General features: G+C 29.0%; 25 protein-coding genes and 1 pseudogene. 18 read left to right on the plus strand and 8 right to left on the minus strand.

Features of this window, described 5'->3' with window-relative positions; translation table 11 throughout:
- Nucleotides 1-30: 30 nt before the first annotated feature.
- Nucleotides 31-444, minus strand: coding sequence for an acyl-CoA thioesterase (locus tag ELQ09_RS04115; protein ID WP_002853544.1), 414 nt, complete (start codon nucleotides 442-444; stop codon nucleotides 31-33).
- Nucleotides 445-505: 61 nt separating this feature from the next.
- On the opposite strand from ELQ09_RS04115, the gene ciaB reads away from it, so the two are divergent.
- The 3 genes from ciaB (at nucleotide 506) to cysM (ending at nucleotide 3,761) form a co-directional block, all read left to right on the plus strand.
- Nucleotides 506-2,338, plus strand: coding sequence for an invasion protein CiaB (ciaB, locus tag ELQ09_RS04120; protein WP_134224723.1), 1,833 nt, complete (start codon nucleotides 506-508; stop codon nucleotides 2,336-2,338).
- Nucleotides 2,339-2,438: 100 nt separating this feature from the next.
- On the plus strand, nucleotides 2,439-2,735 hold the full coding sequence (locus ELQ09_RS04125) for an HU family DNA-binding protein (RefSeq protein ID WP_002859562.1): 297 nt from the start codon (nucleotides 2,439-2,441) through the stop codon (nucleotides 2,733-2,735).
- Between the two features lie 126 nt (nucleotides 2,736-2,861).
- Nucleotides 2,862-3,761, plus strand: coding sequence for a cysteine synthase B (gene cysM, locus ELQ09_RS04130; RefSeq protein WP_134224722.1), 900 nt, complete (start codon nucleotides 2,862-2,864; stop codon nucleotides 3,759-3,761).
- A gap of 6 nt (nucleotides 3,762-3,767) precedes the next feature.
- Here cysM and ELQ09_RS04135 read toward each other — a convergent pair whose 3' ends face one another.
- From ELQ09_RS04135 to ELQ09_RS04150, 4 genes and pseudogenes are all read right to left on the minus strand, one after another.
- Nucleotides 3,768-4,328 (minus strand): SCO family protein, encoded by a 561-nt coding sequence (locus ELQ09_RS04135; RefSeq protein ID WP_134224721.1) that lies wholly within the window; start codon nucleotides 4,326-4,328, stop codon nucleotides 3,768-3,770.
- Complete coding sequence (locus ELQ09_RS04140) at nucleotides 4,325-4,777, minus strand: hypothetical protein (RefSeq protein WP_002934306.1); 453 nt, start codon at nucleotides 4,775-4,777, stop codon at nucleotides 4,325-4,327. Before ELQ09_RS04140 ends, ELQ09_RS04135 begins: the two co-directional genes overlap by 4 nt.
- Nucleotides 4,778-4,780: 3 nt before the next feature.
- Nucleotides 4,781-5,200, minus strand: a complete 420-nt coding sequence (locus ELQ09_RS04145) for a copper chaperone PCu(A)C (RefSeq protein ID WP_134224720.1) — start codon at nucleotides 5,198-5,200, stop codon at nucleotides 4,781-4,783.
- Nucleotides 5,201-5,285: 85 nt separating this feature from the next.
- Nucleotides 5,286-5,733: pseudogene (locus ELQ09_RS04150) on the minus strand (hypothetical protein).
- Between the two features lie 156 nt (nucleotides 5,734-5,889).
- Here ELQ09_RS04150 and ELQ09_RS04155 point away from each other — a divergent pair.
- From ELQ09_RS04155 to ELQ09_RS04170, 4 genes are all read left to right on the plus strand, one after another.
- Nucleotides 5,890-6,867 (plus strand): murein L,D-transpeptidase family protein, encoded by a 978-nt coding sequence (locus ELQ09_RS04155; RefSeq protein ID WP_002856863.1) that lies wholly within the window; start codon nucleotides 5,890-5,892, stop codon nucleotides 6,865-6,867.
- Complete coding sequence (locus ELQ09_RS04160) at nucleotides 6,868-7,854, plus strand: alanine racemase (RefSeq protein ID WP_002934311.1); 987 nt, start codon at nucleotides 6,868-6,870, stop codon at nucleotides 7,852-7,854. It abuts the gene before it with no gap.
- 2 nt (nucleotides 7,855-7,856) lie between these two features.
- Nucleotides 7,857-8,324, plus strand: a complete 468-nt coding sequence (locus ELQ09_RS04165; protein WP_002921721.1) for a tRNA (cytidine(34)-2'-O)-methyltransferase — start codon at nucleotides 7,857-7,859, stop codon at nucleotides 8,322-8,324.
- Nucleotides 8,325-8,427: 103 nt separating this feature from the next.
- Nucleotides 8,428-9,894, plus strand: a complete 1,467-nt coding sequence (locus ELQ09_RS04170; RefSeq protein ID WP_134224719.1) for a sodium:alanine symporter family protein — start codon at nucleotides 8,428-8,430, stop codon at nucleotides 9,892-9,894.
- Between the two features lie 27 nt (nucleotides 9,895-9,921).
- On the opposite strand, the gene ELQ09_RS04175 is transcribed toward ELQ09_RS04170, so the two are convergent.
- Together ELQ09_RS04175 and ELQ09_RS04180 are read right to left on the minus strand one after the other, a co-directional pair.
- Nucleotides 9,922-10,650, minus strand: a complete 729-nt coding sequence (locus ELQ09_RS04175; RefSeq protein WP_002934313.1) for an amino acid ABC transporter ATP-binding protein — start codon at nucleotides 10,648-10,650, stop codon at nucleotides 9,922-9,924.
- Nucleotides 10,643-11,386: an amino acid ABC transporter permease gene (locus ELQ09_RS04180; RefSeq protein ID WP_002865915.1), complete on the minus strand. Its 744-nt coding sequence runs from the start codon at nucleotides 11,384-11,386 to the stop codon at nucleotides 10,643-10,645. The genes ELQ09_RS04175 and ELQ09_RS04180 overlap by 8 nt, the downstream gene beginning before the upstream one ends.
- An 82-nt stretch (nucleotides 11,387-11,468) precedes the next feature.
- Here ELQ09_RS04180 and ELQ09_RS04185 point away from each other — a divergent pair, with 82 nt between their 5' ends.
- Nucleotides 11,469-11,648: a hypothetical protein gene (locus tag ELQ09_RS04185; protein ID WP_011812746.1), complete on the plus strand. Its 180-nt coding sequence runs from the start codon at nucleotides 11,469-11,471 to the stop codon at nucleotides 11,646-11,648.
- Nucleotides 11,641-12,210 (plus strand): DJ-1 family glyoxalase III, encoded by a 570-nt coding sequence (locus ELQ09_RS04190; protein WP_002869165.1) that lies wholly within the window; start codon nucleotides 11,641-11,643, stop codon nucleotides 12,208-12,210. The genes ELQ09_RS04185 and ELQ09_RS04190 overlap by 8 nt, the downstream gene beginning before the upstream one ends.
- Before the next feature lie 29 nt (nucleotides 12,211-12,239).
- Here ELQ09_RS04190 and ELQ09_RS04195 read toward each other — a convergent pair whose 3' ends face one another.
- The gene (locus ELQ09_RS04195; RefSeq protein WP_002857192.1) at nucleotides 12,240-12,605 is read right to left on the minus strand and encodes a histidine triad nucleotide-binding protein; all 366 of its coding nucleotides are present in this window, start codon (nucleotides 12,603-12,605) and stop codon (nucleotides 12,240-12,242) included.
- A 122-nt stretch (nucleotides 12,606-12,727) separates the two neighbouring features.
- Here ELQ09_RS04195 and pheS point away from each other — a divergent pair, with 122 nt between their 5' ends.
- The 9 genes from pheS to ELQ09_RS04240 all read left to right on the plus strand — a co-directional run bounded on the left by pheS (nucleotide 12,728) and on the right by ELQ09_RS04240 (nucleotide 23,946).
- On the plus strand, nucleotides 12,728-13,720 hold the full coding sequence (pheS, locus tag ELQ09_RS04200) for a phenylalanine--tRNA ligase subunit alpha (RefSeq protein WP_134224718.1): 993 nt from the start codon (nucleotides 12,728-12,730) through the stop codon (nucleotides 13,718-13,720).
- Nucleotides 13,717-16,038, plus strand: a complete 2,322-nt coding sequence (gene pheT / locus ELQ09_RS04205; RefSeq protein WP_134224717.1) for a phenylalanine--tRNA ligase subunit beta — start codon at nucleotides 13,717-13,719, stop codon at nucleotides 16,036-16,038. The genes pheS and pheT overlap by 4 nt, the downstream gene beginning before the upstream one ends.
- Nucleotides 16,035-17,321 carry a 3-phosphoshikimate 1-carboxyvinyltransferase gene (gene aroA, locus ELQ09_RS04210; RefSeq protein ID WP_134224716.1) on the plus strand — a complete coding sequence of 429 codons (1,287 nt, stop codon included), beginning with the start codon at nucleotides 16,035-16,037 and terminating at the stop codon, nucleotides 17,319-17,321. The genes pheT and aroA overlap by 4 nt, the downstream gene beginning before the upstream one ends.
- Nucleotides 17,311-18,144, plus strand: coding sequence for a 4-hydroxy-3-methylbut-2-enyl diphosphate reductase (locus ELQ09_RS04215; protein WP_134263784.1), 834 nt, complete (start codon nucleotides 17,311-17,313; stop codon nucleotides 18,142-18,144). The genes aroA and ELQ09_RS04215 overlap by 11 nt, the downstream gene beginning before the upstream one ends.
- 131 nt (nucleotides 18,145-18,275) lie before the next feature.
- Nucleotides 18,276-19,946, plus strand: coding sequence for a 30S ribosomal protein S1 (locus tag ELQ09_RS04220; RefSeq protein WP_070317159.1), 1,671 nt, complete (start codon nucleotides 18,276-18,278; stop codon nucleotides 19,944-19,946).
- Nucleotides 19,946-20,434: a hypothetical protein gene (locus ELQ09_RS04225; RefSeq protein WP_070317160.1), complete on the plus strand. Its 489-nt coding sequence runs from the start codon at nucleotides 19,946-19,948 to the stop codon at nucleotides 20,432-20,434. Before ELQ09_RS04220 ends, ELQ09_RS04225 begins: the two co-directional genes overlap by 1 nt.
- Nucleotides 20,431-22,014 (plus strand): phosphoglycerate dehydrogenase, encoded by a 1,584-nt coding sequence (gene serA, locus ELQ09_RS04230; RefSeq protein WP_134224715.1) that lies wholly within the window; start codon nucleotides 20,431-20,433, stop codon nucleotides 22,012-22,014. Before ELQ09_RS04225 ends, serA begins: the two co-directional genes overlap by 4 nt.
- Nucleotides 22,001-22,663 carry a response regulator transcription factor gene (locus tag ELQ09_RS04235; RefSeq protein WP_002865921.1) on the plus strand — a complete coding sequence of 221 codons (663 nt, stop codon included), beginning with the start codon at nucleotides 22,001-22,003 and terminating at the stop codon, nucleotides 22,661-22,663. Before serA ends, ELQ09_RS04235 begins: the two co-directional genes overlap by 14 nt.
- Nucleotides 22,657-23,946 carry a HAMP domain-containing sensor histidine kinase gene (locus tag ELQ09_RS04240; protein ID WP_070317162.1) on the plus strand — a complete coding sequence of 430 codons (1,290 nt, stop codon included), beginning with the start codon at nucleotides 22,657-22,659 and terminating at the stop codon, nucleotides 23,944-23,946. Before ELQ09_RS04235 ends, ELQ09_RS04240 begins: the two co-directional genes overlap by 7 nt.
- Nucleotide 23,947 lies beyond the last annotated feature (1 nt).

A 23,947-nucleotide genomic window follows, 5' to 3' on the forward strand; every position in this document is an offset into this window, starting at 1 on the left:
AGGATAAAGTTTTATCATACAAAATAAGCTTTAAGCATTTAAAAAGCCATGAATTCTTTTAAGTTCTTCACTAATAGGCTTTTTCTTTCCATCTCTTGTAACACTTACATAAGTTACTAAAGCCGAAGTTACATTAATACAAGAAGTACAACCTTGAGAATCCACTCTTTGAGCTGTGACTTCTACTTCAACGCTGATTGAAGTGTTGCCCACATTTACAACTTTAGAGTAACAAGAAATTATATCGCCTATAAAAACAGGTTCTTTAAAAACTACTTTATCCATAGAGATGGTTACAACGCGTTCAGGAGAAAGTTCTCTTGCTGCGATAGCTCCTGCTAAATCGATTTGTGAAAGTATCCATCCGCCAAAAATATTTCCTGCTGGATTTGTGTCACTTGGCATAGCTACAATTTTTAATTTTGGTTCTCCCATATCTCTCATTTTTACTCCTTATTTTAAAAAATGAATTATAATTAAAAAAGTTAAAAAGGAGAATAAAAGTATGAATAATTTTAAAGAAATAGCTAAATTGGTTAGAAAATACAAAGAAAGAAATAATGCGTTATATGAGTTTTTAGACAAAGAAGATGTGGGCGAGTATTTTAGATCTTTGATTTCTTTAAGTGAGTTAAAACAAGATACAACAACTATGCTAGCCATACTTAGGCGTTTGGTTGATTTAAAGGAAGAAAATTTAGTTCAAGAGTGGAAAAAAAACAACTTTAAGGAAGATAAGATTATAGAGTTAAAACATAAGTTCTATGAAGAGGTTAGAAAGTTTTACGAAAAAGAACATCAAAATTTAATTAATGAAATAAAAGAGAAAAAACTTTTAAATAATTTTTATCTGTCTTTAATACAAGGAGTGCATAATATAGGTTTAATTATGAATATTTTTGAAATTTCTTGGACTAAAGAAATTATAGAAAAAAATAATAAAATTTTATCTACTCAATTTCCAAATTTAGATGATGCAATGGAATTTTTACGTAAAAATCATTTATATCAAAAAACTCCAGAAGGAGAAATTTGTGAGCGAAGCTACGGTGTTTTAGTTAGAATAGGAAATTTATGGAAATTTGTTCCTTATGCGAGATTTTTCGAGAATGAAATTTTAAAATTAGAATTTGCTTTTGAAGATATGATTGATCAGCTTAAAATATTTGCTAGCAACGAAGAGGAAAAAGCTTATATAGAATATTTTGAAAAATTAAAATTGGCGTTTTGTGAAAAAGATGAAGATAGAGTTATAAAAGCTTGGCAAGAAGCTGAATTTGCTTGGATGAAAGTAAAATCACCTTTACAAGTGGGACATCCTTTAGAATATTATGAAGATAATTATACTCATGCGGTGGCATTAGAATGGGATATAAGAATAGAAGATGAAAATGATTTTGATGTTTTGAAATTTGGTAGTGAAATTAAGGAAAGTTTTGAACATGTTTATAAAAATATAGGACTTGAAGATTGTGAATTAGAAAAAGAAGTTTTATCTAATATAGAAAAAACTCAACTTTATATTTGCACTCCGATGATATTTTATGGTGCTGAACTTAAAGGTTTATTCTCAGCTCAAGTCGTTCCAAATGATGAGTTTGTAAGTTCTAAGGCGGGCAAAAAAATATTTGCCTTTATAAATTTTGTATATGAAAATGCTAAAACAAAGCCTTTTATGAAAATTTCTAGCGAGATTTTTGATAAAGAATTTTTGGATTTTGGAAGAAATATTTTATTTTATCAGGAAAAAATTTGGAAAAGGGTTTATGAAGTATCAACTATAGGCCATGAATTTGGTCATATATTTTTTATTGCTAATGATACCGAAAAAACAATGAATCAGAGTGGTTTTTTTAAAAATATAGAAGAATATAAAGCTACTACAGGTGGACTTATAAATTTCTTTTATCACGAACAAGATGACTTGATAATGCCTGTTTTTCATGAACTTATAAAAAGAGCTATTGGACTTATTTCTTGGCAAAGGGTTGATGAAGTTAGACCTTATTATACAGAAGGACTTATTCATCTTAGTTTGCTTTTTGAAAGTGAAGTATTGATTTTTGAAAATAATAATTTGAAGATAAATTTTGATTTAGGGCATTATGAAAAATTTAAAGAACTAACTTTAAAAAATTATCATGAATTAGCAAAACACTATGCTTTAAGACTTGATGCAAAAGAGTTTTTAAGTAGATTTTGTGAAATTGAAGATAATATTTTTCTTCCTATTATGCCTAAGTGTAAAGAATTTGTTAAATTTTATTATGATTTATACGAGAAAATTGGCAATGAAATTGATAATAGCGGAGAATTTGAAAGATATAAGAAAAAATAATAAAGTTTTTTGAAAAAAACTTAAAAAAGCTGTTTTTTACTTGATATTGTTTTTTAAATATGCTAAAATTAGGCGTTTCAATTAAAACAAAGGAGCTTTTATGACCAAAGCAGATTTCATTTCATTAGTTGCTCAAACAGCTGGGCTAACAAAAAAAGACGCTACTACTGCTACTGATGCAGTTATTTCTACTATTACTGATGTTTTAGCTAAAGGTGATAGCATCAGTTTTATTGGTTTTGGTACTTTTTCAACTCAAGAAAGAGCTGCTAGAGAAGCTAGAGTACCAAGCACAGGAAAAACAATCAAAGTTCCTGCTACAAGAGTTGCAAAATTTAAGGTAGGTAAAAACCTTAAAGAAGCTGTTGCAAAAGCAAGCGGCAAAAAGAAAAAATAAAACTTTGGCTAGATAAATTCTAGCCTTCTTTCTTAATTAATTCAGATATTTTGTATCTTTTATTTACTTTATTTTTTTAAACTTTTATAAAACTATCATTATTAAACAAAAAAGGATATTAAAATTATGAAAGTGCATGAAAAAGTAAGTGAGCTTATAGGAAATACTCCTATTATACATTTGAAAAAATTTGGTATCAATGTTTTTGCTAAATGTGAATTTTTAAATCCTAGTCATTCTATAAAAGATAGAGCAGCTTTTGAAATGATTAAAGATGCTTTAGATAGTAAAAAAATTAATCAAGATACTACAATAGTTGAAGCAACTAGTGGAAATACTGGAATTTCTTTGGCTATGATTTGTGCAGATTTGGGACTTAAATTTGTTGCTGTAATGCCTGAATCTATGAGTTTAGAAAGAAGAAAAATGATAACACTCTTTGGTGCTAGGTTAGAATTAACTCCTGTAAATTTAGGAATGAAAGGAGCGGTTGATAAAGCAAATGAAATATTATTAAATACTCCAAATTCTTTTATGGTTTCTCAATTTGAAAATATTTCAAATAAAAATGCGCATCGTAAGAATACGGCTTTAGAAATTTTAAGAGATTTGGATAATGAACTTGATATTTTTGTAGCTGGTTTTGGAACTGGCGGTACTATTAGTGGAGTTGGGGAAATACTAAAAGAAAAATTAGAAAAAGTGCATATTGTTGGAGTCGAGCCTCTAAATTCTCCATTGTTTAGCAAAGGTGAAGCGGGAAGCCATAAAATACAAGGAATAGGGGCGAATTTTATACCTGCTATTTTAAATAAAGAAATTATAGATGAAGTGATCACGGTAAGTAATGAAGATGCTATAAATACAGCCAAAGAACTTGCCAAAAGTGGTTTAATGGTAGGTATATCAAGTGGAGCAAATGTATTTGCCGCAAGTATGCTAGCAAAGAAATTTCCAGATAAAAGAATTTTAACTATGCTAAACGATACGGCTGAAAGATACCTCTCAACTGATCTTTTTGCTTAAGTATAATTATTGAGAATTTAGAAAAATTCTAAGTTCTCTTAAAATTTCTTGTGGATTTAAATCGCTAATTTCTTTATAAAAATGACCTTTTTCATCAATAAGATAAAGCATATTGCTATGTGCTATAGAATAACCCATAAAAGAATCATTTAGATCTATTTTTTGATATTGAACATTATATTGTTTTGTTATTTTTTGAAGAGTTTTTTCATCTTTTGCAATTAAGGCATCTGCTTTTGGGTAAAAGTATCGTAACCATTCGTTTGTATTGCTTAAGTTGTTATCTCTATTTGGATCTAAAGAAATAAAAAGAAGATGAGCCTTAGGATTATTGATTTGCTTTAAGGCTTTGCCTACTAAACTAAGAGTTGCCGGACAAACATCAGGGCAATAAGTGTATCCAAAATAGATAATAAGCTTATCTCCTTTAAAATCTTTTACAGTGGTTTCCTCTTTTAAATCTGATTTTAAAATAAAATCATAAGAATTTTGATGATTTTTAATAAAAAATATTACACCTAAAATAATGGCAACTATAACTATAAATAAAATAATATTTTTTTTCATTTTTTTAGCTCAAAATCAAAATAAAACCCTATGGGTTTATTATTATCCATAAATTCTACCCTAAAACGCATAGTATCTAAAACGCAAGCAGCAAGAACTATTTTACTTTCATAGTCTGTTGAATTTAATCGATGTATTTTAGGTTTAATTTCACCCATATACATATTTAATCCATAAATTTTAATTCCTAAGTTGTTATAATTTCCTAGATTTACAATCTTTAGATTTGTAACATCTAAAGATTGTAAGGGTTTGGGATTTAGGGAAATTAAGACTTCTTTATTATTAAAACTATATGTGCAGTCTTTAACATTAAGATCGCAAGTCAATGGGGTAGAAAAATCAGCTTTTGTTATTTTTTTAGAATCTTTTATTATATAAAAATCAAAAATAATATATAAAATAGCAATAACAAAAGCAAAAGCTAGGATAAAAATAATTTTTCTCATTAATTAAAATTCTTTAGAATCAATATTTTTTAACTCTATGATTTTATGATTATTAAATTTTAAATCTAAATTTACCTTCGTGTCTTTAATAATAGGTTTTTTTAGTTTTAAAAGCATTATATGGTAACCTCCTGATTTAAGCTCTGTGCTTGAATGAGCTTTTATAATAATTTCAGGAATTTTTTGCATCATCATTTTTCCATCTTTATGTATATGTGTATGCAGTTCACTGACTTCACTGATATCGCTTTTGGCACTTATTAGAGCAATATCCTTATTAGTATTATTAAAAATGGTAAGAAAAATAGCACTATTTTGCGCATGAGGTGGAGTTTGTTTTACAAAGGCATTTTTTACCTCTATATCATTAACAGCCCAAAGATTTACAGCAAAAAGAGCACTTAAGAGAAGAATTTTTTTCATATTGCATCCTTATTTTTATAATATTAAATATTTGTTCATTATATCAAAAAATATTTTTATTTGAATATAAAATTTTGAAAATTTTTCAATGTGTGTTACCTGTTTGAAAATTTTTTTGCATAGTAACATCAAAATCAAAGAAAAAACCAGTTGGAGCATTATTGTTTAAAAATTCAACCCTAAATCTAGAATCATCGGTAATGCTTCTACCTATAAAATTTATAAGAATATCACCATTAACTATATTAAATTTAGGAATGATATCGCCTATATAGGAATTTAAACTATAAATTTTAATCTTTAAATTAGAATAATGAGGAAAATTTTTAATTTTTATAGTAGTTTTATTGAAAATTTTTATAGGTTTTGGGTAGGCTGAAACTTCAATATTTTTTTTATTAAAAGAAAAAACACAATCCTGTAAATTTAAGTCACAAGTTAGAGATTGGCATGTATTTAAGCTAAATACACTTTCTTTCTTTTTATCATATAATGCCTAAAAAAGACATTCCTATAAAAAAATTTCTTATCATTATAGACAACCTTTTAAAACAAGCCTTTATGATTTATAAAAATTATATCATAAATAAGGCCGCATTGTTAATATAATTAATATTTTTTAAGAAAAAAAATATTATAATCACAAACATTTTTGACTTAAAAAATTTTGAAATACCTAAGGAAAAACATTGTTAAAACGACTTGCTTTATTAATTACACTTTCTTCATTGATGTTACATGCCTCAGATCTTGTTAAAATTTATCTTAATCAAGGGTTAGATGCTGTTGGTGTAGCGATTGAAAAAGAATTAACTCAAAAGGATTTTTGGTTAAGTGAAATAGGAGATAAAAATATTTCACTTGGATACTATGATGATAATGTTGCTATCGTGCTTACAAATAAAACAGATAAAATTCTCCGTGTTTATTCTTACGAGGACGGAAAAATAAGAAAAGATTTTGAACAAAAAGAAATAATAACTGGATTAATGGGCGATAAAAAAATAGAAGGAGATTTGAAAACGCCAGTAGGTTTTTATGAGTTAGGCCGTAAGTTTAATCCAGGTGATCCTTATTATGGTCCCTTTGCTTTTGCTACAACTTATCCAAATTTACTTGATAAAGTACAAGGAAAAACAGGTGGTGGTATTTGGATCCATGGCTATCCTTTAGATGGTTCTAGACTTGATGAATTTAAAACAAGAGGATGTATTGCTTTATTTAATAATAATTTGGAGAAATTTGCACAAGTTGTACAAGATAAAAAAGTTTTTGTTATGACAGAAGAAAAAGAAAAAATTAGAGCTAAAAAGGATCAAATAGCTAGTTTATTGGCTGATCTTTTTACATGGAAACTAGCTTGGACAAATAGTGACACTAATACCTATTTAAGTTTTTATGATGAGCAAGAATTTAAACGTTTTGATAAAATGAAATTTGAACAGTTTGCTTCCATGAAAAAATCTATTTTTTCTCGTAAAGAAGATAAAAAGATTAAATTTTCAGATATTAATATCAGCCCTTATCCGAATTTAGAAAATGAAACTATGTATAGAATTTCATTTTATGAGGATTATTACACTAAAAACTATCAGTTTAGAGGCGATAAAATTTTATACGTTAAGATAGATAGTAAAGGTAAAATGAAAATTTTAGCAGAGCAATAAATGTCTTTAATAAAAATTGATCAAAAAGCTTATGAATATAATTTAAGACATATTGCTAAAAAAATAGGGAGTTTTCAAAGATTAATTTGCGTTTTTAAAGATAATGCATATGGACATGGAGCTAAGCTTTTAGCTCCATTAGCCAAAAATTTAGGAGTTTCTTTTGTTGCTGTTAAGAGTGAAGAAGAAGCTCGAGAAATCGAAGAATTTTTTGAGAATATATTAATACTATCACATCGTCCTCATGGTAATGAAAATTCTAGATTTATTTATGCTTTAAATGATATTTCCCAAGTAAAAAAATACAAGCAAGATATAAAAATACATCTAAAAATAGATACAGGCATGCATCGCAATGGAATTTGTGTAGAAAATTTAGAACATGCTATAGATCTTATTCAAAGTAGTGATTTAAAACTTACTGGAATGTTTACACATTTTGCTAGTGCAGATGAAATGGATGGAAGTTTTTTTGTTCAAAAAGAAAATTTTCAAAAAGCTAAAAAGATAGTAAAAAAATATTTTTCAAATTTATTATTTCATTCGCATAATTCTGCAGCATTATTTAGAGGGAAAATTCCCGAAGATGAATATTGTAGAGTTGGGCTTGTTCAATTTGGATATGGGGATTCAAATTTAAAAAGAGTTTTAAGCTTGTATGCTCATAGATTAAGTCAAAGGATTTTACAAAAAGGACAGAGTATAGGATATGGAGGCATTTTTACTGCTGCAAAGGATATGGAAGTAGCGACTTATGATTTGGGTTATGCTGATGGTCTTTTCCGATACAATGGAAAAGGGGAGTTAGTGCTTGGAAATGGAAAAGCAATGCTTGGAAAGATGTCAATGGATAGTTTTTCTTGTGAAAATTCTGGCGAGGAAATTTGCGTGTTTAAAGATGCTGATATTTGGGCTGATTTTTTTCACACTATTAACTATGAAATTTTAGTAAAATTAAATCCTAACATTCAAAGAGTTCTAGTATAAATATGTTTAATATAGTTTTAGTTCACCCTAGAATACCGCAAAATACAGGTAGTATAGGTAGAATGTGTTTTAATGCTGGTTTTAAACTTCATATCGTTAAACCAACTGTTTTTGATATTTCTCAAAAGGCTGTTAGAAGAGCAGGGCTTGATTACTGGGATAAATTAGAGCCCATTATTTGGGAGAATCTTGAAGAATTTTTGAATGAAAATATGATTTATAAAAATCGCTTTTTTTTCGCAACAACCAAGAGTCAAAAAGCTTATTTTGATGCAGAATTTCAGAAAAATGATTTCTTATTCTTTGGAAGTGAGAGTTATGGCTTACCTATGGAATTAATGCAATTAAATTGGGAAAATGCTATAACTATACCTATGAAATCTTATGGAAGAAGTTTAAATTTAGCTACAAGCGTTGGTATAATCTCTTATGAAGCTTTAAGACAAAATTTTAGCAATTTTGTTTCTTAAAAGTTTCAAATTTACACAATAACTTAAAACAAATAAAATCATAAAGTCCTTTTTATAAAAATTATGTTAAAGTAAAATTTAGATTATTTTTTGAGGAGTTTGGATGAATTTAGATATTATGCTAGATTTTGCCAATAAAGCGTCTGATATTATAGCTAATAAGATTGTCTCAAATACAGACATTATTATGGTAGTTTTGCTTATTGTTTGTGGGCTTTATTATAGTTTTTTAACTCGCTTTGTTCAGTTTCGTATGTTGAGTTCTGTATTTAAAATTCTTACAGAAAAAAACGAAGGACACACTAAAGAACATATTTCACCTTTTCAGGCATTGATGATCTCAACTGCTTCTAGAGTTGGTATAGGAAATATCGCTGGAATTTCTTTGGCATTGGCTACAGGTGGAGCTGGTGCTTTATTTTGGATGTGGGTTATGGCATTTTTTGGTGGTGCCTCAGCATTTGCTGAAAGTACCTTAGCTCAAGTTTACAAATCAAAAGATGATACAGGTGGATTTAAAGGCGGGCCAGCTTATTATATAAAAAAAGCCTTAGGCTCACATTTTTTTGGAGCTTTTTTTGCTTTTATTCTTATTATTACTTATGCTTATGGATTTAACGGACTTCAAAGTCAAACAATGACTTCGTCTTTTAAAGTTTATTATGATATGTTTAATCCAAATGCTGCTGTAGATTTTGCATCAAGCTCTTGGCCAATGATTATTGGTATTGTTTTAACTATTTTTGGTGCATGGATGTTTTTTTCTCACCATACTAAAATAGGTAAAATTAGTTCTTTAATTGTTCCTTTTATGGCTTTAGCTTATGTTTTACTTGCTGTGATTGCTGTTTTAATGAATTTTGATAAAATTCCTTCTGTGGTTCATATGATTTTACAAAGTGCTTTTGATTTTAAAGCGATTTTTGGTGGTTTTGCTGGTTCTGCTTTAGTTATAGGGATTAAAAGAGGGCTTTTTTCAAATGAAGCAGGTATGGGCTCGGCACCTAATGCAGCTGCAGCAGCTTTGACAAGTCATCCAGCTAAACAAGGTGTTATACAAGCCTTTTCAGTTTTAATTGATGTTGTTGTTTGTACAAGTTCTGGATTTTTAGTTCTTTTTTCTATGGCATATTTAGGACTTGGAGAAAGTAAAATTGATGGTGGAATGCCTTTAGTTCAAGAAGCTATGCGTGAGTATTATGGTAGCTTTGGAATCCATTTTATTACTATAGCTATTGTTCTTTTTGCAATAACTTCTTTAATAGGAAATTATTATTATGCTCAAGCTAATGTTAAATATTTAACAAATTCCAAATTTGTAATGAATTTGTTTAGAATTACAGCTGTAGCTATGATTTTTATAGGCTCGCAAATGAATTTAAAACTTGCTTGGAATTTGGCTGATTTGACTATGGCTTTCATGGCAACGACAAATATTATATCTTTATTGCTTTTAGGTGGTATAGTAAATAAAGTTTTAAAAGATTTTAATACGCAACAAAAATCTGGTATAGATCCTAAATTTAACGCTAGCAAGCTTGGAATTAAAAACGCTGAATGTTGGGATTAAAATTCATAAGCCTTAATGGCTTATGAATTAATGATTTAAAACCTTATTTAAAAATTCTCTCAATCTTTCATTGCTAGGATTTTCAAATACTTCTTTAGGGCTTGCATCAACAGCAATTTTTCCTTTATCCATAAAAAATATACGATTGGCAACATTTCTAGCAAAGCCCATTTCATGAGTTACTACAAGCATAGTTAAACCTTCTTTTGCAACATCTTTCATAATGCTTAGAACCTCGCCTATCATTTCAGGATCTAGAGCTGAAGTAGGCTCATCAAATAAAATAACATCAGGATTCATCATCAAGCTTCTAGCAATAGCTATACGTTGTTTTTGTCCACCAGAGAGCTTATGGGGCATTATATTTTCTTTGTCTGCTAAACCCACCTTAGCAAGAAGTATTTTTGCTTTTTTTATGGCTTCTTCTTGACTTAAAATTCCTGTTTTAATGGGTGTTAAACATAAATTTTCCATAACATTTTTATTAGCAAAAAGATTAAAATGCTGAAATACCATGCTAACTTTTTGCCTGATCTTATTAATATCAATTTCTTTATCAAGTATGTTTTGTTTATTGATTAAAATTTCCCCACTATCAGCTAGTTCTAAGCGATTGATACAGCGTAAAAATGTACTTTTTCCGCCTCCACTTGGACCTATGATAGCTATTACATCGCCTTTTGAGATTGTAGTGTTAATATTTTTTAAAACTTCTAATTCTCCATATTTTTTTTGTAAATTTTTAACTTCAATCATTTTTATTCATCCTAAGTTCAAGTTTTTTTGCAAAATAACTAAAAATTTTTACACTTACGTAATAAACAAGTCCAGTGAAAATAATAGGTTTTGGATTGTAAAGTACGGCTTGCAAGCTTTGACTTTGCATGGTAATATCAATAACACTAATAAATCCTACAACAGAAGTTTCCTTAAATAAAGAAATAAATTCATTAGCTAATGCAGGTAGAATGTTTTTAGTAGCCTGAGGAAGAATAATTTCTTTCATTGAAGTTTTGTAATCAAGTCCCATTGCTCTTGCAGCTTCCATTTGTCCTTTATCTACACTATTAATGCCGCTTCTTACAATTTCTGCTATATAAGCCGAGCTATTAAGTCCTAGTGCAAGAATGGCTGCATAAAGGTTATCTATAAAAGTAAAAATTACAAAAGCAAAAATCATCAATTGTAAAATTACCGGTGTTCCTCGTATAATGTCTATATATTCATCTATAATAAAATTAAGTGTTTTAAATTTAGAGAAGCGTAAAATAGCTAAGCTAAAACCAATAATCACTCCGATAATAACAGCACAAGCAGTTAATAAAAGCGTAATAAGATAACTTTTTAAATAAGCTTTTGCATTTTCTGTATAGCCATAGCTTACAACTCCACTAGGATCTTGAATTTTTAATATTTCTATCGGGAAAGAAAAATAGCCCCATAAAATAATAATAACAAAAAAAACAAAAATTCTTATATTTTTCTGATTCAATTTGTAAACCTTTTCAGAGAAATTATTTAAAAAAAGATTTTATAGAAATATCTTTGAATTTTCTCTAAAGATTTAAAAAAATGTGTTAGAATTTCCCAAAAACAAGGTTGTATTTATGGAAATTTTAGATTTCATTCTAATAGTTATTTTTGTGTTTTTAATGATTGTTTTGGTCATAGGTTTTAATCGTCAAATGATGCAAAAAAACAAAGAAAGAGAAGAAAGATTTAAAAAATATAAAAAAGGAGAACAAAATGAGTAAAAAAGTATTAATTCCATTGGCTCAAGGTTTTGAGGAAGCTGAATTTATAGGAATTGCGGATGTTTTAAAACGAGCAAGAGAATTAAATCCAGATTTGGAAGTTGTTATAGCTTCGTTAAACAGTGAGTTATTAGTAAAAGGTGCTAATGGCATTAGTATAAAAGCAGATTGTTCTATAGAGGATGTTGATATAGAAAATTTAGATGCCATTGCTTTGGCGGGTGGCTTTGAAGGTATGATGAATCTTAAGAATTCAAATGTTATTTTAAATATCATTAAACAACTTCATAGCAAAAATAAAATTGTTGCCGCAATCTGTGCTTCTCCTATAGTCTTAAATGAAGCAGGTGTTTTAGAGGGCGAGTTTGCTTGCTATCCTAGTTGTGAAGTTGGACTTAATGGAAATCGTGTTAACAAGGCTGTAGTTGTAAATAAAAATGTTATAACTTCAGCAGGTCCAGCTACGGCAATTCTTTTTGGTTTAGAGCTAGCTAAAAAGTTATGCGGTGATGAAATTTATCAAAAATTATATGAGGGAATGTTGCTGCCTTTGACAAAATAGTTTAAATGGTAGTTTTTCTACCATTTAAACTAAAATAAAGCTTGAGGATTTTCTTTTTTTGTTTTTTCCTTAGGCAGTTCAAAACCTCCAAGCATATGAAAATGCAAATGAAAAACTTCTTGTCCGCTATTTTTTCCACAGTTTGTTACCAAGCGATATCCACTTTTATCTACACCTAAAAGAACAGCTAATTCTTGTATGAAACTTGTCATTTTGGCCATAAGTTCAGGATCAAATTCTTGAAAGTCTTTAAAATGTTTTTTAGGGATTATAAGTATATGTATGGGTGCTTTGGGTGCAATATCATGAAATGCTAGAAAATCGTCACTTTCAAGCACTTTATTGCATGGAAGTTTACCTTCAACTATGAGTTCAAAAATTGTTTTTTCTTGCATTATTTATCCTTTTTTATTGTTGGTTTGATACAATTATATCTTTAAAGTTTGGTTTTTATGCTGAATTTAAAATAGTTTTTAATAGAATTAGAACTTGAAATATTTTATTTAAGGTAAGAAAATTGCAAAATTTTATAGAACAGATTCAAAAATGTGAGAATTTAAATGATTTGGAAGCCATTAGGATTTCCGTTCTTGGAAAAAAAGGTATTTTAACAGAAGGCTTTACAAAGCTTAAAGAGTTAGAAGATGAGGCGAAAAAAGAATTTGCTGCTAAATTAAATGCACAAAAAGAAATATTTAATGAGGCTTATTTAGCCAAATTTAAAGATTTGGAAAATCTTGCTTTAGAAGAAAGAATGAAACAAGATGCTTTAAATTTTAACTATTTTGATGAAAGTATTACAACAGGTGCCTTGCATCCTGTTATGAGCACCATGGATAAAATCATAGAGTATTTTATAGCTTTGAATTTTAGCATAGAAAAAGGGCCTTTAATAGAAGATGACTTTCATAATTTTGAAGCGTTAAATTTGCCTAAATCTCACCCTGCAAGAGATATGCAAGATACCTTTTATTTTGATGATAAAAGGCTTTTAAGAACACAAACTTCGCCAGTGCAAATACGGACAATGCTTGCACAAAAACCTCCTATTAGGATGATAGCCCCTGGTGCTGTATTTAGAAGAGATTTTGATATTACGCATACTCCTATGTTTCATCAAGTTGAAAGCCTTGTGGTGGAAGAAGGGCAAAAGGTTAGCTTTGCAAATTTAAAAAGTGTATTGGAAGATTTTTTGCGTTATATGTTCGGAGATGTGAAAGTTCGTTTTCGTCCAAGTTTTTTCCCATTTACAGAGCCTTCTGCTGAAGTTGATATTTCTTGTGTGTTTTGCAAAGGAAAGGGTTGTAGAGTTTGCAAACATACAGGTTGGCTTGAAGTTTTAGGATGTGGAATAGTTGATCCTAATGTTTATAATTTTGTTGGTTATGAAAATGTAAGTGGTTATGCCTTTGGATTGGGAGTAGAGCGTTTTGCAATGCTTTTGCATCAAATTCCAGATTTAAGATCTTTATTTGAAGGTGATTTGAGATTATTGGAGCAGTTTAGATGATAATTACTAAAAGTTGGTTGAATGATTGGTTAGAACTTGAAGAAATAAGTTCGGATAAAATAGCTAAAACTTTAAACTCTATAGGTATAGAAGTTGATAGGGTTGGCACTTTAAAGGCTCCAGATAAAGTTGTTGTAGGCTATGTTAAGGAAAAAATTAAACATGAAAATTCAGATAAATTAAGCATTTGTCAAGTTGATATCGGAAGTGAAACCTTGCAAATTGTCTGCGGTGCTGCGAATGTTGATGCAGGACAATTTGTAGCTGTTGCAACTAAAGGTGCTATCATGCCAAACGGTATGGAAATAAAAGAAGCAAAATTACGAGGAGTGGATTCTTGTGGTATGCTTTGTTCTAGTTTAGAACTGGGTTTTGAAAAAATCAATGAAGGAATTATGCTTTTAGATGAGAGTATAGGAAAATTAGAACTTGGGAGAGCTTTAAATACTTATGAAATTTTTAATGATGAGCTAATAGAAGTAGAACTTACTCCTAATAGGGGTGATTGTTTAAGTATTTATGGTATTGCTCGTGATTTGGCTACAGCTTTAAATTTAAATTTAAAAGAACCAAAACCATTTAAAGAAAGTGAAAATGTTTTAGGTATCGGTAGAATTTTGCGCTTAGCAGCTGAGAAAGAACTTAATGGACTTTATAATTATCGAGCCATAGAGTTAAAAGAAGAAATTCAAACAAACTTATTACTTAGTTTAAGACTTGCTCAAATTGAAGGTTTGGGAAAAAATTCCATAGAAAATTTATTAAATTATGCAACGCATTCAACTGGTGTTCTTTTTAATGCTTATGATTTAAGTAGTTTTTCTGAAAAAGATGAAGAATTTACCATTAATTTAAGCAAGCAAGTGCATGGAGAAACAAAAGTATCTTGCAAAGATAAACTTTTAAGCTTTAGCGGAATTTTCCAAAATAATGAAAGTAGATGTAAAGATGATTCTAAAATAATTATTATTGAGGCTAATTATACCGATCCATTGGTAATTGCAGATGCTAAAATATATCATAAAGATCAAGATGAAAAAATGCTTTATAGAAGTTTTAGGGGAAGTGAACCTAAATTAAATTTAGGAATGGATTTTTTGCTTAGTATTTTTGAGCAGATTCCAAATCTTGTTATTTATAGTTCTTCTCAACAAATTTTAACTGACAAAGAATTACCAATCATACCAATAAGTATTGAAAGTATTGGCGATATAATAGGGCAAAATGTTGATAAAGATGAAGTATTAAAAATATTGAAAAAATTAGGTTTTGAGCTCATACTTTCAGGTGAAGGGCTTATAAATGTTAAAGCACCTTTACATCGTCCTGATATTAAAAATTTATCAGATATTTGCGAGGAAGTTGTAAGAATCATAGGTATTGATAATATTGCTTCCAAGGGTTTAGAATTTATAGAAAAAAATCGTTTAAATTCTGCATATAAAAATTATATTGAGTTTTTGAATTTAAGGAAAAGAGCAGTAGCTAGTGGTTATTTTGAAAGCTTACATTATGTTTTGGATAATGAAGAAGAACTTAAAAAATTGGGTTTTGACTCTGTTAAATTAAAACTAATTAATCCAATTACAGCAGAACTTAATACTTTAAGAACAACCCTTTTAAATCATTTGTTAAATGCAGCAAGTTTAAATGCAAAAAATTCTAAAAAAATTATTAAACTTTTTGAACTAGGGGCTGTTTTCAATGTTAATAATCAAGAATTAAATCGTATCGCATTTATCCATTCTGGCTTAAAAGAAGAAGCTAAAATTTCCAACAAGGCAAAACCTGAATCGGTGCAATTTTATGATTTTCTTTTAGACATTAAAAATATTATAGGTGATTTTAAGCTAAAATCATCAAAATATAATATTTTAAGCCCTTATGAACAAGCAGATATTTATCTATCGGATATTAAAGTAGGTTTTATAGGCCGTTTGCATTTAAAAATAGAAAATGAGAGAGATTTACCAAAAACATATATTTGCGAACTTGATTTAGATTTAATCAGGCAAGATTTTAAAATAGCTAAGCCTTACTCCAAATTCCCAGCTATCACTAGAGATCTTAGCGTGTTAATACCTAAAGGTTTTGAATACAATCAGATTAAAAATTGTATTGAAGAATTGAATTTAGAAATACTTGAAAATTTTCGTTTAGTTGATATTTATAGTGATGAAAACCTTAAAGAATTTTATAGCGTTACTATAAGTTTTTCTTTTAGGGATATAAATAAAACTCTAGAGGATAATCAAGTCAATGAATGTATGGATAAAATTTTAAATACTCTTAAAAATTTGGGTCTTGATTTAAGATGAAAATTTACAAATTGCAAACCCCTGTAAATGCCATACTTGAAAATATAGCAGCAGATAAAAGCATATCTCATCGTTTTGCTATATTTTCGCTTTTAACACAAGAAGAAAATAAGGCTCAAAATTATCTCTTAGCTCAAGATACTTTAAACACTCTTGAAATTATAAAAAATCTTGGAGCTAAAATTGAACAAAAAGATTCTTGCGTCAAAATTATACCCCCTAAAGAAATTTTATCTCCAAATTGTATTTTAGACTGTGGAAATTCAGGAACTGCTATGCGTTTGATGATAGGATTTTTAGCAGGAATTTCTGGTTTTTTTGTTTTAAGTGGAGATAAGTATTTAAACAATCGTCCTATGAGAAGGATAAGCAAACCACTTACTCAAATAGGCGCTAGAATTTATGGAAGAAATGAGGCAAATTTAGCTCCACTTTGCATAGAAGGTCAAAATTTAAAAGCTTTTAACTATAAAAGCGAAATTTCTTCGGCTCAAGTTAAAACAGCTATGATTTTATCTGCTTTTAGAGCTGATAATGTATGCACTTTTAGTGAAATTTCTCTTAGTCGAAATCATAGTGAAAACATGTTAAAGGCTATGAAAGCTCCAATAAGGGTTAGCAATGATGGCTTAAGTCTTGAAATAAGTCCTTTAAAAAAACCTTTAAAAGCTCAAAATATAATCATTCCTAATGATCCTTCTTCGGCTTTCTATTTTGCTTTAGTAGCTATTATTTTGCCTAAATCTCAAATTATTTTAAAAAATATTTTACTTAATCCTACTCGTATAGAGGCGTATAAAATTTTGCAAAAAATGGGCGCCAAGCTTGAAATGACAATAACTCAAAATGATTTTGAAACTATTGGTGAGATCAGGGTAGAGTCTAGCAAGCTTAATGGCATAGAAGTTAAAGATAATATTGCTTGGTTGATAGATGAAGCGCCTGCTTTGGCCATAGCTTTTGCTTTAGCTAAGGGTAAATCTAGTTTAACAAATGCTAAAGAATTACGCGTTAAAGAAAGCGATAGGATTGCTGTGATGGTTGAAAATCTAAAGCTTTGTGGTGTTGAAACTAGAGAACTTGATGATGGTTTTGAAATAGAAGGTGGATGCGAACTAAAATCTTCAAAAATTAAAAGCTATGGAGATCACCGTATTGCTATGAGTTTTGCTATTTTAGGTTTGCTTTGTGGAGTTGAGATTGATGATAGTGATTGTATAAAAACTTCTTTTCCAAATTTTATAGAGATTTTATCAAATTTAGGAGCTAGGATTGATTATTGAATTAGCAAAAAACTATGGTTTTTGTTTTGGTGTTAAAAGAGCTATTAAAAAAGCAGAACAAATAAAAGATGCCGCAACTATAGGTCCTCTTATTCATAATAACGAAGAAATTTCTCGTTTACAAAAAAAATTTAATGTCAAAACTTTGGAAAATATAAAAGCTTTAAGCAATGAAAAAAAGGCTATTATAAGAACTCATGGTATTACAAAGCAAGATTTAGAAGAATTGAGAAAAAAAGATATAGAAATTTTTGATGCCACTTGTCCTTTTGTTACAAAGCCACAACAAATTTGCGAGCAAATGAGTAAGGAGGGTTATGAAGTTGTTATTTTTGGAGATGAAAATCATCCCGAAGTTAAAGGAGTGAAAAGTTATGTAAGTACAAAAGCTTATGTAGTTTTGGATAAAAAAGAGCTTCAACATATAAAACTTCCTAATAAAATAGCTGTAATAAGCCAAACAACTAAGAAGCCTGAACATTTTATGGAGATAGTAAATTTTTTAATACTTAAAGCCAAAGAAGTAAGAGTTTTTAACACTATATGCGATGCAACCTTTAAGAATCAAGATGCCATTAAAGAACTCTCACTTAAAAGTGATGTTATGGTTGTTGTAGGAGGTAAAAACTCAGCCAATACAAAACAACTTTTTTTGATTGCAAAAACCAATTGTGAAGATAGCTATCTAATTGAAACTGAAGAAGAGTTGAAAAAAGAATGGTTTTTAGATAAAAAACATTGTGGCATTAGTGCAGGCGCTAGTACTCCTGATTGGATCATACAAAAAGTTATCGCCAAAATAGAAAATTTTAAAATTAATTAAAAAATGTTTTCAAATAGAATAAAAAAGTCAAAAATTTAAAAAAAATTAACAAAAATAAAAAAACTTAACACTAATTAAAGAAAAATAAGGTAAAATCAACTAATTTCTAAAAATTATTTTAAAGGACCATAATGAGCGAGGTGAACAAAAAAGTTCAAGGTGGTGTAGATGATTATCTTGAGGAAGAAGATTTTGGACAGCTTTTAGAGGCTTTTGATAAATCAAGAGAAGAGGCTACAACAGAGGGTGTGATTGTAGAGATCAAAAATGATGAAGTTTATGTAGATATAGGTAAAAAATCTGAAGGTATTTTAGCTCTTAGCGAAATACAAGATGACAATTCTAAGCTATTATTTAATATAGGCGATAGTATTAAAGTTGCTGTTATGGGTTCTCGTGGTGGCAGATCTTTACTTTCTCATGAAAAAGCTTTGAGAAAAGAAAAAGTTATTGAATTTATTAAAAACTATCAAGAAAATCAAGATGATATTTTTACCGTAAAAGTAGTTGGAAAAAATAAAGGCGGATTGATAGTTGTTGATGAAAATGATGTTGAATTTTTCTTGCCAAAATCTCAATATGGCTTCAAAGAAACAAATAACATTATAGGCAAAACGTTTAAAGTTAAAATTATTAAAATCGATAAAGATGAGCAAAGTATCATTGTTTCTCGTAAAAAAACTTTAGATGAGGAGAGAAGAAAACGCAAAGAATTGATCAATAATGTAGCACAACAAGAAGATTTAATTGAAGGTATTGTGAAAAAAATTACCACCTATGGTATGTTTGTAGATGTAGGAGGTGTTGATGGCCTTGTTCATTACAGCGAAATTTCTTACAAAGGACCTGTAAATCCTGGAACACTTTATAAAGAGGGTGATAAAGTTCCAGTTAAAGTTATAAAGTATGATAAAGAACGCAAACATTTATCCTTGTCTATAAAAGCGGCTTTACCTGATCCATGGAGCGAGATAAAAGATACTCTTGATGTAGGTGATACTATTAAAGTAATGGTATCAAATATAGAGCCTTACGGTGCTTTTGTAGATTTAGGAAATGATATAGAAGGATTTTTACATATCAGCGAAATTTCTTGGGATAAAAATATTAAAAATCCAAAAGATTATATCAACAAAGGCCAAGAAATTGATGTTGAAGTAATTGAAATCAATCCAAATGAAAGACGCTTAAGAGTTTCTTTAAGAAATTTACTTTCTAAACCTTTTGATGAATTTATGAAATCTTATAAAATTGCAGATGTGGTTGAGGGAGAAATTACCTCAGTAACTTCTTTTGGTGCGTTTGTTAGACTTGGCGGTATTGAAGGTTTGTTGCATAATGAAGACGCTTCTTGGGATAGAAACGATAAATGCAAAGACAAATTCTCTCAAGGGGATAAAATCAAGGTAAAAATTATCAAAATAGATGAAGAAAACCAAAAAATATCATTAAGCACAAAAGAATTAAGCAGCTCTCCAGTTCAAGAATATGCCAAAATTCATAAAGTCGGCGATATTGTAAAAGGCACTATCCGTGATATTAAAGATTTTGGCGTTTTTGTAGAGCTAAGTAAAAATGTTGATGCTTTAATTCATAAAGAAGATATAAGCACTTCTATGCTTGAAAATTTAAAAATTGGCAACGATATTGAAGCTGCTATAGTTTTTATTGATGAAAAGAAAAATAGAATTCGCCTAAGTGTTAAAAATCTTATTAGAATGAAAGAAAGAGAAGTTCTTAATGAAATCAATAATGATGATAAAGTAACCTTAGGTGATATCATTAAAGATCAACTAACTTAATGAAAAAATACATTACAATAAGCATTTTGAGTATTTTATTACTCATTTTGCTTGCTGTTGTTTTTACATTACTTTGGCAATTTAAAGCTAATGTAAATTTCATTCCACAATTTGCTAAAGATACAAATACGCAGCCAAGTATTCAAGCTCAAAATCAAGATCTTTCATGGCAAGAAGAATTAGCAAAATGGCCTACAAGAGATTTTACCCCAGCAGCAGAAAAATTTACCTTATATTTCGATGCGGATACTAGCGAGCTTAAGGAGAAAAATAAATATTATCAACTTATAGTTGGAAAATATGATATTTATTCTATGTTTTGCTTAAGACAGACTTTAAATTCTTTTAATGTGAAGTATTTTCTTCTTAAATCAGGCGATAGTCCAGAAATCTTTTTGGATACAGGTAATGAAAAACTTATAGATGATATTATCAAAGAATTAAAAAAATATAAAATAAATACAGAAGTAAAGGAAATTTGGCTATGAAAAAAAAGATTATAGTATGTGATGCTATTTTGGATAAAGGTGTCGATATCCTAAGAAAGGCTGAAGATATTGAGCTTATAGAAGCTGCAAAAGTTCCAAAAGATGAACTTATGCAAATGCTAGGTGATGTTGAAGTTGCTATTACTAGAAGTTCTACGGATATAGATGTAAACTTCCTAAATCATGCCAAAAAATTAAAAGCGCTTGTGCGTGCTGGGGTGGGCGTAGATAATGTTGATATTCCAGAGTGTTCTAAAAGAGGAGTGATTGTGATGAATGTCCCAACTGCAAATACTATTGCCGCAGTTGAACTAACAATGGCACATCTTTTAACATCAGCTAGAAGCTTTGTTAATGCTCATAATTTTTTAAAAATTGAAAGAAAATGGAAAAGAGAAAAATGGTATGGCATTGAACTGATGAACAAAACGCTAGGGGTTATAGGTTTTGGAAATATAGGTTCAAGAGTAGCTATCCGTGCTAAAGCATTTGGTATGAAAATTTTAGCCTACGATCCGTATATTTCTGCTTCTAAGATTACAGATTTAGATATGGAGCAAGCAAAAAATTTGGATGAAATTTTAGAAAAAAGTGATTTTATTACCATTCACACACCAAAAACCAAAGAAACCAATGGTATGATAGGAAAGCAAGAAATTGCAAAAATGAAAGATGGAATAAGATTAATAAATTGTGCTCGCGGAGGATTGTACACAGAAGAAGCTTTATATGAAGGTTTAAAAAGTGGTAAAATAGCATGGCTTGGTATAGATGTATTCGATAAAGAACCTGCGACTAATCATCCTCTTTTAGACTTTGAAAATATTTCAGTTACTTCTCACCTAGGAGCAAATACTTTAGAAAGTCAAGACAATATCGCAAGAGAAGCTTGTGAGCAAGCACTAAGTGCAGCACGAGGCGTGGCTTATCCTAATGCCTTAAATTTGCCAATTAAAACCGAAGATTTACCACCTTTTGTAGCTCCTTATATAGAACTTGTTTCTAAAATGGCTTTTTTAGCTGTTCAAATTGATAAAAATCCTATAAAAAGTATTAAATTAGAGGCTGAAGGAATTATTGGCGAGTATGCAAATTCTATGCTAACCTTTGCAGCTGTTGGTGCTTTGGGTGGAATTTTAGGAGAGAAAATTAATTATGTTAATGCAGAATTTGTTGCCAAAGAAAAAGGAGTTGAATTATCTTGCGAAACTCTTCCAAATAGTGGTTATAATAATAAACTTAGCGTTAAAATTATCACCGAAAATTCAAATATCAGTGTTTCAGGAACAGTGTTTAATGAAAATGAACAACGCATAGTTGGATTAAATGGCTTTAAAACTGATTTTAAGCCAAAAGGGAAAATGATTATTTTTAAAAACAAAGACATACCAGGAGTTATAGCTAAAATCAGCTCCGTTTTGGCAGCTAAAAATATCAATATAGCTGATTTTAGACTTGGTAGAGATGGTTTTGGGTATGCTTTGGCTGTTGTTTTGATTGATGAAAAAGTTCAGAAAGAAGTATTAGATGAACTAAAACAATTAGAGGCGTGTGTATTTGTCCAATATGTTGAAATTTAAAATTTTAATTATAGAAGATGATATAGATTTAAACGAACTGCTTGTTTTAAAGTTAAAATCTAGTGGTTATGAAGTTATATCTTTAGTGGATTTTTTTGGAGTTGAAGATTTGCTCGATAATGAGCAAATCGATCTTTTAATAGTCGATAGAAATTTGCCCAGTGGAGATTCTTTAGAAAAAATTCAAGATTTAAGAGAGCAAGGATATAAAGAAGCAGTTATTTTTCTTACAGCCAAGGCTTTGCATCAAGATTTGCTCGAAGGCTTTGAAAGTGGTTGTGATGATTATGTTTGTAAACCTTTTGATTTTAATGAGCTTTTGCTTCGCATTAAAGCAATTTTAAAACGCCATAAGAAAGAAGAAGAAAAGCTATCTTTTGGTGATTTTATTTTAGATTTGGCTAATTATGAATTCTTTTACAAAAATCAAAAATTAGAAATCTCAAATCTTGACTATGAGCTTTTAAAATGTTTTTTTGAAAATCCAAATACCTTGCTTACTAGACAATTTTTAAGCGAAAGTGTTTGGAAAGATGATACTACAAGTGATAAAACAATCAATATAGCTCTAACAAGACTTAGAAATAAATTTCCAAAACTAAAAGATCATATTATAAGTGTTAGGGGTGTTGGCTATAAATTATGCTAAAAACTAAAAATATTTTTATAGTTTTTTTTGTTGTATTGGCTTTGATTTTTGGATTTATTTTTTATACTTTTACTAATTCTTATCTTAATTTCTTGCTTATAAAACAATATGAGCAAAAAATCAAAAGCCTTGATGATGTTTTAAAATTTTCTCTCTTAGAGCATTTAAATGATGCTAATATCAAGGATTTTGCTAAAGATACTAGGGCTGATTTTATTATCCTAAACAATGATATGAAAATAAGTTCTGTAAAAAATCCTGATTTTTTTTCTAATTTTAAAGAAGGAGAAATTTTAAATTTCGATTCAAAAAAAATTCTCACTAAAAGCTTTATTTACAAAGGATATAAATATATTATTATTGTTTATCCTCGTTTTTTAGATTTAGAACTTTTTTGGACAAAAATGGCAATCGGTTTTGGAGTATGCTTGCTGTTTGTTTTTATTTTAATGTTGTTGCTAGGTAGAAGAATAGAGAAAAATTTTAATAAAATTTTGGATTTTTTAGATTCTATAGGGGATCATAAAGTTGTTATATTAGAAAAAGGAATATTTAAAGAATTTAATTTGCTAAATGAGAAGCTTTTAAAAACTAAGGATAAAATTCTAAAGAATACCCAGAAAAATAAAAAACAAAGCGATAAAATCACTTTAAAAAATACTCAGCTTGCTAGTGTGATTTCTGCTATTTCTCATGAGCTTAAAAATCCATTAAGCGTGATTGATCTTAGCTTAGAGATGCTAAAAGATGAGAAATTGGAAGATAAAAAATTAAAAAAGGAATTGCTAGAAAAAATTTCGCGTCAAAGCATTAAGCTTAATGCTTTGACCCATAAGCTTAATTTTGTTTTTAATCTTAATAGTGAAGCCTTGCAAATGCAAGAATTTGATCTTTTTTCTCTGTGTGAAAAAATCACTAAAAACCCAGGCTTTGAAAGGGTTGTATTGCAAGGTAAAAGCACGAAAGTTAAGGCTGATGAATTTTTAATCGAGCAAGTGATTATAAATTTGCTTTCTAATGCTTTAAAATATAGTCAAAAAGAAGTCATTTTAACAGCAAGAGATCAAAAGATAATAGTGCAAGATTTTGGAAAAGGCATAGAAGAAGATAAAATAAAATTGATTACAAAAAAATTTTATAAAATTGATGTAAAAAGTGATAATTCTTTTGGTTTGGGACTTTTTTTAGTAAAGAAAATTTTAAATATACATAAAAGTTATCTTGAAATTTCTAGCACTTTAGGCTATGGTTCTAGTTTTAGCTTTAAACTCAGTCAAGGATAAA

Origin of the sequence: Campylobacter sp. CH186 (assembly GCF_004378925.1) — a bacterium.
In the GTDB taxonomy this organism is placed as follows: Bacteria; Campylobacterota; Campylobacteria; order Campylobacterales; family Campylobacteraceae; genus Campylobacter_D; species Campylobacter_D jejuni.

What these genes read in the sequence shown, in the direction of transcription:
- ELQ09_RS04195 (WP_002857192.1), bottom strand. Translation starts at nt 12,605, where the DNA reads ATGCAAGAAAAAACAATTTTTGAACTCATAGTTGAAGGTAAACTTCCA.
- ELQ09_RS04220 (WP_070317159.1), top strand. Translation starts at nt 18,276, where the DNA reads ATGAGCGAGGTGAACAAAAAAGTTCAAGGTGGTGTAGATGATTATCTT.
- ELQ09_RS04175 (WP_002934313.1), bottom strand. Translation starts at nt 10,650, where the DNA reads ATGATTGAAGTTAAAAATTTACAAAAAAAATATGGAGAATTAGAAGTT.
- ELQ09_RS04240 (WP_070317162.1), top strand. Translation starts at nt 22,657, where the DNA reads ATGCTAAAAACTAAAAATATTTTTATAGTTTTTTTTGTTGTATTGGCT.
- ELQ09_RS04225 (WP_070317160.1), top strand. Translation starts at nt 19,946, where the DNA reads ATGAAAAAATACATTACAATAAGCATTTTGAGTATTTTATTACTCATT.
- ELQ09_RS04115 (WP_002853544.1), bottom strand. Translation starts at nt 444, where the DNA reads ATGAGAGATATGGGAGAACCAAAATTAAAAATTGTAGCTATGCCAAGT.
- ELQ09_RS04170 (WP_134224719.1), top strand. Translation starts at nt 8,428, where the DNA reads ATGAATTTAGATATTATGCTAGATTTTGCCAATAAAGCGTCTGATATT.
- ELQ09_RS04135 (WP_134224721.1), bottom strand. Translation starts at nt 4,328, where the DNA reads ATGAAAAAAAATATTATTTTATTTATAGTTATAGTTGCCATTATTTTA.
- aroA (WP_134224716.1), top strand. Translation starts at nt 16,035, where the DNA reads ATGAAAATTTACAAATTGCAAACCCCTGTAAATGCCATACTTGAAAAT.
- pheT (WP_134224717.1), top strand. Translation starts at nt 13,717, where the DNA reads ATGATAATTACTAAAAGTTGGTTGAATGATTGGTTAGAACTTGAAGAA.
- ELQ09_RS04140 (WP_002934306.1), bottom strand. Translation starts at nt 4,777, where the DNA reads ATGAGAAAAATTATTTTTATCCTAGCTTTTGCTTTTGTTATTGCTATT.
- ciaB (WP_134224723.1), top strand. Translation starts at nt 506, where the DNA reads ATGAATAATTTTAAAGAAATAGCTAAATTGGTTAGAAAATACAAAGAA.
- ELQ09_RS04235 (WP_002865921.1), top strand. Translation starts at nt 22,001, where the DNA reads ATGTTGAAATTTAAAATTTTAATTATAGAAGATGATATAGATTTAAAC.
- ELQ09_RS04165 (WP_002921721.1), top strand. Translation starts at nt 7,857, where the DNA reads ATGTTTAATATAGTTTTAGTTCACCCTAGAATACCGCAAAATACAGGT.
- ELQ09_RS04160 (WP_002934311.1), top strand. Translation starts at nt 6,868, where the DNA reads ATGTCTTTAATAAAAATTGATCAAAAAGCTTATGAATATAATTTAAGA.
- cysM (WP_134224722.1), top strand. Translation starts at nt 2,862, where the DNA reads ATGAAAGTGCATGAAAAAGTAAGTGAGCTTATAGGAAATACTCCTATT.
- ELQ09_RS04125 (WP_002859562.1), top strand. Translation starts at nt 2,439, where the DNA reads ATGACCAAAGCAGATTTCATTTCATTAGTTGCTCAAACAGCTGGGCTA.
- ELQ09_RS04190 (WP_002869165.1), top strand. Translation starts at nt 11,641, where the DNA reads ATGAGTAAAAAAGTATTAATTCCATTGGCTCAAGGTTTTGAGGAAGCT.
- serA (WP_134224715.1), top strand. Translation starts at nt 20,431, where the DNA reads ATGAAAAAAAAGATTATAGTATGTGATGCTATTTTGGATAAAGGTGTC.
- ELQ09_RS04145 (WP_134224720.1), bottom strand. Translation starts at nt 5,200, where the DNA reads ATGAAAAAAATTCTTCTCTTAAGTGCTCTTTTTGCTGTAAATCTTTGG.